General features: G+C 63.6%; 7 protein-coding genes. 5 read left to right on the forward strand and 2 right to left on the reverse strand.

Translation table 11 applies throughout. The features are described from left to right. Window positions 1-415: 415 nt before the first annotated feature. The 3 genes from JHC57_RS18700 to JHC57_RS18710 all read left to right on the forward strand — a co-directional run bounded on the left by JHC57_RS18700 (window position 416) and on the right by JHC57_RS18710 (window position 2,520). Window positions 416-1,087: a hypothetical protein gene (locus tag JHC57_RS18700; protein WP_294031949.1), complete on the forward strand. Its 672-nt coding sequence runs from the start codon at window positions 416-418 to the stop codon at window positions 1,085-1,087. Window positions 1,088-1,328: 241 nt separating this feature from the next. Further along, on the forward strand, window positions 1,329-1,610 hold the full coding sequence (locus JHC57_RS18705; RefSeq protein ID WP_294031951.1) for a hypothetical protein: 282 nt from the start codon (window positions 1,329-1,331) through the stop codon (window positions 1,608-1,610). Window positions 1,611-1,725: 115 nt separating this feature from the next. Then, entirely contained in the window at window positions 1,726-2,520 is a 795-nt protein-coding gene (locus JHC57_RS18710; RefSeq protein ID WP_294031953.1) for a Crp/Fnr family transcriptional regulator, read from the forward strand. On the opposite strand, the gene JHC57_RS18715 is transcribed toward JHC57_RS18710, so the two are convergent. Together JHC57_RS18715 and JHC57_RS18720 are read right to left on the reverse strand one after the other, a co-directional pair. Then, entirely contained in the window at window positions 2,521-3,264 is a 744-nt protein-coding gene (locus JHC57_RS18715; RefSeq protein ID WP_294031955.1) for a Crp/Fnr family transcriptional regulator, read from the reverse strand. It abuts the gene before it with no gap. Window positions 3,265-3,535: 271 nt separating this feature from the next. Continuing rightward, window positions 3,536-4,876, reverse strand: coding sequence for an MFS transporter (locus JHC57_RS18720; protein WP_294031957.1), 1,341 nt, complete (start codon window positions 4,874-4,876; stop codon window positions 3,536-3,538). 169 nt (window positions 4,877-5,045) lie between these two features. On the opposite strand from JHC57_RS18720, the gene cyoA reads away from it, so the two are divergent. After that, entirely contained in the window at window positions 5,046-6,230 is a 1,185-nt protein-coding gene (cyoA, locus tag JHC57_RS18725) for a ubiquinol oxidase subunit II (RefSeq protein ID WP_294031958.1), read from the forward strand. A 17-nt stretch (window positions 6,231-6,247) separates the two neighbouring features. Then, a partial coding sequence (locus tag JHC57_RS18730) for a cbb3-type cytochrome c oxidase subunit I (protein ID WP_294031959.1) occupies window positions 6,248-7,566 on the forward strand: 1,319 nt, incomplete at its 3' end.

Here is a 7,566-nt window from a genome sequence, read left to right on the forward strand (position 1 = left end):
CTTCTATTCCGCGCGACAATGCCTCACCGGCTATGGTCATAACAGGCGAAGGGCCCTCGAAAATGCTCTTGTGAGTCTTTGCGAAACAGTTTGAGCCAGCCGTCAGCGGTCGCTTATCTGCCAAAGCGAATCTAAACGGTGGTTCTATTAATCGACCCAACGCTTCAATAATGTGGGGGTAAATGTGGGGGTAGTATTTTTCAGGTATCCTTTAAGTTATGATAATTATTAGATAATATATTTGGTTCGATACAAGCCCTGCCACCAGGGGTCATCCCCATGAACCATGGCATCTCCGAAGCCGGTCCTCCAGCGGACCTCGGGGCGATTCGCGCGGATCGTGCGAAGGACGGCAGCCCTGCGGGGCAACGGCAACGCTCTTGATGATCGGGCGCCGGTCCTCCATTCTTCCGGCATGAGCAGGAAGACGGGTCAGGGCGCCAAAGGGCTGCGCCAGTTTCTGGATCAGGATCAGCAGGCTGCCTGGCTGGACGGACGCGCGAATCCGGTCGATGCCGCGGAGCGGCAGGAATCGTTCGAGCAGCGGCTGAGATATGCGGCGCGTTTCCAGAAGCTGCTTCGCCGCCCGCAAGCATCCGGACTGTTGGGGATTCTCGAGTTTTACGGCCGGAACGCCATCCCCATCCCGCGCGCCACCGAGCGCGCCTACTGGTCGGTATCCTGCCTGCCGTCGACGTCCGACAAGCCCCTGGTTCGCGTCAATGCGAGCTGGATGGAACTGTTCACCCTTTATGCCGACGGCGACGATCTTCGCGCCCGCTTCATTGTTCATCTGTCGGATTTCACGACCGACGGTTCGCTCGCGCCGGAGCGGATCGACCTGCGGTTCCTGGAGCAAGACGCACGGGTGTCCGAAGAAGTGAGTCATTCGGTTCCGGGCAGTTCGGACCTCGTCATCATCGGGATGCGGGGCGCCGCTGCCATTCGCCGCTTTCTCGGCGTCCCGCGCGCGCTGCGCGCCGTCCGGCGGTTCAACCTGACCCACATGAATCGGGGCAGGAACGCCTATCAGGCGAGCCATTGCTATGGCCTGGCCGATTATATGATGGGGGAAGGCGCCGCCTGACGGGCTTTTTTGGCCCTTTTTGCCAGGGGCTTGGCGCGAAACTGATCCATGTTAAGGCGAATTGCCTAGGGGTGGGGCTCGCGGCATGCTATGTCTTGGCTACCGGCTGCGGTCCCACACCAGATCGGCTTTTCGTGGTTCCGGCATAACCCGCAGTCCCTTTCCGTTGCATACGGCCAGCCGATCGAACGATGCCGAGAGCCTGGTCGCGCTTGCTCCCGACAATTATAGGAGCAAAGCCATGCGTGCTTTCCATTTGATGTTGCTCGACGATGCGTCGAGCTCGCCCCGGCGTGTCGATTTCCGGGCCGAGGGCCCTGACCACGCGTTCCAGATCGCTCGCAACGAAACCGACGGTATCAATGTCGAGCTGTGGGAAGGCGAATCGCTGCTGGCGCGCATGACCAAAACCGCCGCCAATGTCTGGAAGCTGCTGCCCTCCTCGCATGAGTCTTCCGCTGAAAACGGCGTTGTTTCCAAGGCGTCCGCGCCTCGTAGCGCGGACACGGCGCACGGGCTATAACCTCCCCAAGCGTGCCGCATCAGGCGCTTTGATCTTCGTGTTTCGCCAACTTAACATGGGTGAATGTTCGCGCCGCGCGTAACGCGCATCTGGTCCCCATCTTCAAGGGGGACGCATGGGGCTGGGTGAAATCGTGAACGGGCTGCTGACCCCGCGTGAGCGGATGGTCTGGGAGGCCAGCCTGGCGCGGAATGTCCGGGACTTTGGCAAGGGCAGCGACCTCGCCCGCGAGGGCGACAGGCCCACCGCGCTGCGTGTCGTGCTTTCGGGCTGGGCGCAGAAATACAAGCAATTGCCCAATGGCCGACGGCAGATCCTGGGGCTCGTGCTTCCGGGCGAGCTTTGCGATCTCGACCTCTTCACGGTTGGGCGTGCCGACCATTCGATCGCCGCGGTGCGCCGCCTGTCGGTCGCCGAAATCGGCCGCAGCGAGGCGCAGCGCCTGTTCGAACAATGCCCGAATCTGTCGCCCGCGCTGTGCTGGGCCGAGATCATCGGCGCCGCCGTGCAGCGCGAATGGACGATCAATATCGGCCAGCGCAATGCGCTCGAACGCGTCGCGCAACTGCTCTGCGAAATCTATGTCCGCCAGCATGGCGTGCCGTTCGAAGGGGGCGGGGCGTGCGACTTCCTGCTGACGCAGGGGCAGATGGCCGAGGCGATGGGGCTGACGCAGGTGCATGTGAACCGGATCGTCCAGCAGCTCCGCATGCGCTGTGCGGTTGAGCTGCGCAACATGCGGCTCGAAATCCCCGATTTCGAGCAACTCGCGGCGCTGGCATCGTTCAACGCGACCTATCTTCACCTCGGCGAAGCGCCCGCGCTTGCCGACCGGGCGCGAATGCTCTTCGCGGTGGAGGCTGACCGGCCCGAGCGGCCGGCCGACGGCGGAATCTCGCCGGCGCTTTGATCAGGGAACCCCGGCGTCGCGGTGGAGATAGGTGTCGGAGAAGTCGGCGAGCAGGCGCAGCTGCGGGATATCGCCGAGCCGAATGCCGCGACCCTGACGTACGACGGCGCCGCGCCGTTCGAGTTCCTTGACCGTGCGGTTGATGTGCACCGGCGTCAGCCCGAGCAGGTCGGCCAGTTGTTCCTGCGTCATCGGCACGTCGCGCGCGTCGAGCCCGCCGCTGCGCGTATCGAGCAGTCGATAATGGAGTTCGCAAAGGAGGTGCGCGAGGCGTGACAGCGCGTTGCGGCGCCCGAGGTTGAGCAGCCATTCGCGCCCGATCGACGCCTCGATCAATATGTCGACGATGACGGCACGCGCGATGGCGGGGCGGTCGCCCACCAGCTTCTCGAAATCGCCCAGCGCGACGATGACGAGGTCGACGGCGGTCAGTGCCTGCAGATTATGGTCGATCGTGCGGACGTACATCGACTGGAAGTCGAGCGCATCGCCCGGAATCTTGAGCGCGACGATCTGTCGCCCGCCTTCGCGGGTCGATTTCTGCCGGTAGGCAAAGCCGGAGCAAAGGATCGGGCAGACGCCCGACTGATCGCCTTCGCGCAGGATATAATTATTGGCATCGAGATGGCGCACGCTGTGCGGCAGCGCGCGGATCGCCGCCTGATCGTCGGTCGGGAGGGGGCTGTGGCTCAGCAGCTTGCGCAGGAAGACGTCGAGACCGTCGTGGCCGGTGCTGGCATTCATTCCTTCACCCTCCCTGTATCCATCGCGTCTGCGCTCCGAACGAAGGAAGGCGGAAAAGGGTTGCGCGGTCTCCGGTCGTCAAGAAGGGCCCTGCGTCGCGGCAGGGCCCTTCCGTCCCCTTGATATGGCTACGCAAGAGGAATCCGCAAACCGCCCCGGGGTCGCCAGGTCGTTTTGCGTCCCCCGATCTACCGGGCGCGCGGCGTCCTGCCATCAACATAGATTATAGGCGGGAAAATGGGTGCGAGCAGCGCGAGACCGCTCGACCGGATCAGTCGATCGTGCTTGCAAGTTCGCGGTTGAGCCACAGCGCGACGAGCGTGACGATCGCCCCCGACAGCAGATAGCCGCCCGCCGCGATCAGCCCGTACTGGCTCGACAGCCAGAGCGCGACCATCGGCGCGAAGCCCGCGCCGAACAACCAGGCGAGGTCGGAGGTGAAGGCCGACCCGGTGTAGCGGTGGCGCGGCTGGAAGTTCGACGAGAGCGCGCCCGACGACTGGCCGAACGAGAGGCCGAGGAGGAGGAAGCCGAGGATCATGAAGGTCGCCTCGCCGAACTCGCCCGCATCGAGCAATTGCGGCGCGAAGCCGCTGAACGCGGCGATCGCGGCGGCGGTCGCGCCGAGCAAGGTGCGGCGCCCGATACGGTCGGCGAGATAGCCCGAGGCGATGATCGACCCCACGCCCACGACCGCAGCGATCGCTTCGATCATCAGGAAGCGCACCGGGGTTTCGTCGGTGAACAGGAACACCCACGACAGCGGATAGACGGTGACCATGTGGAACATCGCGAAGCTGGCGAGCGGCGCGAAGGTGCCGATGACGATCGTCTTCCATTCGGAGCGTATCGTTTCACGCAGCGGTGCAGGCTCGAGCGCGCGATTTTCGAACAGTTCGGCATATTCGGGCGTCACGACGATGCGCAGCCGGGCGAAGAGCGCGACGACGTTGATCGCGAAGGCGACGAAGAAGGGATAGCGCCAGCCCCAGTCGAGGAAATCCTCGGCCGGCAGCGCCGAGATCAGGAACATGAAGAGCAGGCTGGCGACGATGAGGCCGAGCGGTGCGCCGAGCTGGGGGATCATCGCGTACCAGCCGCGGCGGTTTTCGGGCGCGTTGATCGCGAGCAACGAGGCGAGACCGTCCCACGAGCCGCCGAGCGCGACGCCCTGGCCCATGCGGAACAGCGCGAGCAGCAGCGCGGCGCCGATGCCGATCGATTCATAGCCGGGCAGGAAGGCGATCGCCGCCGTCGAGCCACCGAGCAGGAAGAGCGCGATGGTGAGCTTCGCACCGCGGCCATAGGCGCGGTCGATCGCGGTGAAGATGATGGTACCGACGGGACGCGAGACGAAGGCGAGCGCGAAGATCGCGAACGACCAGAGCGTGCCCGTCAGCGGGTCGAGGTGCGGGAAGACGAGCCTCGGAAAGACCAGCACCGACGCGATGGCATAGACGAAGAAGTCGAAGAATTCGGACGTCCGCCCGATGATGACGCCGATCGCGATCTCGGCGGGGTCGATGCGGTGAGCGATCCCGTCCTCACTGGCGCCGTGGAGGGCGCGGGCGTCGCGTTCGGCCTCGGTGGTGGGGACGGTGTCGGCAGCCATGGTAACAATCCTTGAGCTGGCGCCCTCCGCAAGACAAGATGCGGCGGCACGAGTCGGTCATAGGGCAAAAATGCCCGGAATGAAAATGCCCCTGCGCGATGAAGAGCGGTCGCGGGATTGGACAAAATGTCCTATGTGCAGTGCAACAAAGGAGGCCTAGGCGCGCATCATGCCAAGCAATCTCCCCCGTTTTTCCGCCCGATTGCGGCTCCTGCCGCTGCTCGCCGCGCTGCCCCTGCTGTCGGGTTGCGGGCTGATCGTGCTCGATCCCGCCGGCGACGTCGCGCGCCAGCAGGGCGACCTGATCGTCCTGTCGACGGTGCTGATGCTGCTGATCATCGTGCCGGTGATGGGGCTGACGATCTTCTTCGCGTGGAAATATCGCGCGTCGAACAAGGAGGCGACGTACAAGCCCGACTGGGACCATTCGACGCAGCTCGAACTCGTCATCTGGTCGGCGCCGCTGCTGATCATCATCTGCCTCGGCGCGGTGACGTGGGTCGCGACGCATTTGCTGGACCCCTATCGCCCGCTTGCGCGCACGGGGCCGGGGCAGCCCGTCGCCGCCGAGGTAAAGCCGCTCGACGTGCAGGTCGTCGCGCTCGACTGGAAATGGCTGTTCATCTATCCCGAACAGGGCGTCGCGACGGTGAACGAACTGGCATTGCCGGTGAACCGGCCGATCCGTTTCCGTATCTCCTCCTCGTCGGTGATGAACAGCTTTTACGTGCCCGCACTCGCGGGGCAGATCTACGCGATGCCGGGCATGGAAACCAAGCTGCACGGCGTGTTCGACAAGACCGGAAATTATGAGGGCTTCTCGGCCAACTATTCGGGCTGGGGCTTTTCGAACATGCGCTTCGCGGTCAAGAGCCTGCCTGCGGGCGAGTTCGACAAATGGGTTGCCGAGGCGAAGGCGTCGGCGGAAGGCGACCTCAGCCGCGACACCTATCTGAAGCTCGAGAAGCCGACGCACAAGGAGCCCGTCCGCCGCTTCGCCGCGAGCGATCCGCAGCTTTTCGACGCGGTCGTCAACATGTGCGTCGAGCCGGGCAAGATGTGCATGCACGACATGATGTCGCTCGACGCCCAAGGCGGGGCGGGCATCGCGGGCATCGGCAATGTCCGGCAGGTGATCTATGACAAGTTCGCCGCGCGCGGCACGATCGACGCTGCTCGCTGGAGCATGCGCTATGTCGCCGCCTATTGCAGTTCGCCGGTGATGTCGAACGACCGCCCCGACGCGAAGCCGGTCGCGCCCGACAAGCTGAAGGGCGAGGGGCTTCCCCATCCTTCGAAGCCCGAACGTACGGCGCTGCGTGCACCCGCCGCCGCCGAACGCCCGATGTCCTGAAGAAGCCCGAGATCAACATGACCATCCCGCATCCCGCACCCGAAACCGGTCCGATCCTCGGCAAGCTGTCGCTCGAGGCGTTGCCGCTGCACGAGCCGATCCTCGTCGTCACCTTCATCGGCGTCGTCCTCGGCGGCATCGCCGTACTCGGGCTGATCACCAAATTCCGCCTCTGGGGCTATTTGTGGACGGAGTGGTTCACCACCGTCGACCACAAGCGCATCGGGATCATGTACATGATCCTTGGGCTCATCATGTTCCTGCGCGGCTTTGCCGACGCGATCATGATGCGCCTGCAGCAGGCGATGGCGTTCGGCGGGTCCGAAGGCTATCTGACCCCGCACCATTATGACCAGGTGTTCACCGCGCACGGCGTGATCATGATCTTCTTCGTCGCGATGCCGTTCATCACCGGCCTGATGAACTATATCGTGCCGCTGCAGATTGGCGCGCGCGACGTCAGCTTTCCCTTCCTCAACAATTTCAGCTTCTGGATGACGACCGCGGGCGCGGTGCTCACGATGATATCCTTGTTCGTCGGCGAATATGCACAGACCGGCTGGCTGGCCTATCCGCCGCTATCGGGGATCGCCTACAGCCCCAATGTCGGCGTCGACTATTATATATGGGGCCTCCAGATAGCCGGCGTCGGCACCACCCTGTCGGGCATCAACCTGATTGTCACGATCCTGAAGCTGCGCGCGCCGGGCATGGGCCTGATGAAGATGCCGGTCTTCACCTGGACCTCTCTCTGCTCGAACATCCTGATCGTCGCCTCCTTCCCGATCCTGACCGCGACGCTCGTGCTGCTCAGCCTCGACCGCTATGTCGGCACCAACTTCTTCACCAACGATCTCGGCGGATCGCCGATGATGTATGTGAACCTGATCTGGATCTGGGGTCACCCCGAGGTCTATATCCTCGTCCTGCCGCTGTTCGGCGTCTTCTCGGAAGTCACCTCGACCTTCTCGGGCAAGAAGCTCTTCGGCTACACGTCGATGGTCTATGCGACGATCTGTATCACGATCCTGTCGTACCTCGTGTGGCTGCACCATTTCTTCACCATGGGGTCGGGGGCGAGCGTCAACAGCTTCTTCGGCATCACGACGATGGTGATCTCGATCCCGACGGGGGCGAAGCTCTTCAACTGGCTCTTCACCATGTACCGCGGCCGCATCCGCTTCGAACTGCCGATGATGTGGACGATCGCCTTCATGCTGACCTTCGTCATCGGCGGCATGACCGGGGTGCTGCTCGCGGTGCCCCCCGCCGACTTCGTGCTGCACAACTCGCTGTTCCTGATCGCGCATTTCCACAATGTGATCATCGGCGGCGT

Origin of the sequence: Sphingopyxis sp., from assembly GCF_016463645.1 — a bacterium.
Taxonomy (GTDB): domain Bacteria; phylum Pseudomonadota; class Alphaproteobacteria; order Sphingomonadales; family Sphingomonadaceae; genus Sphingopyxis.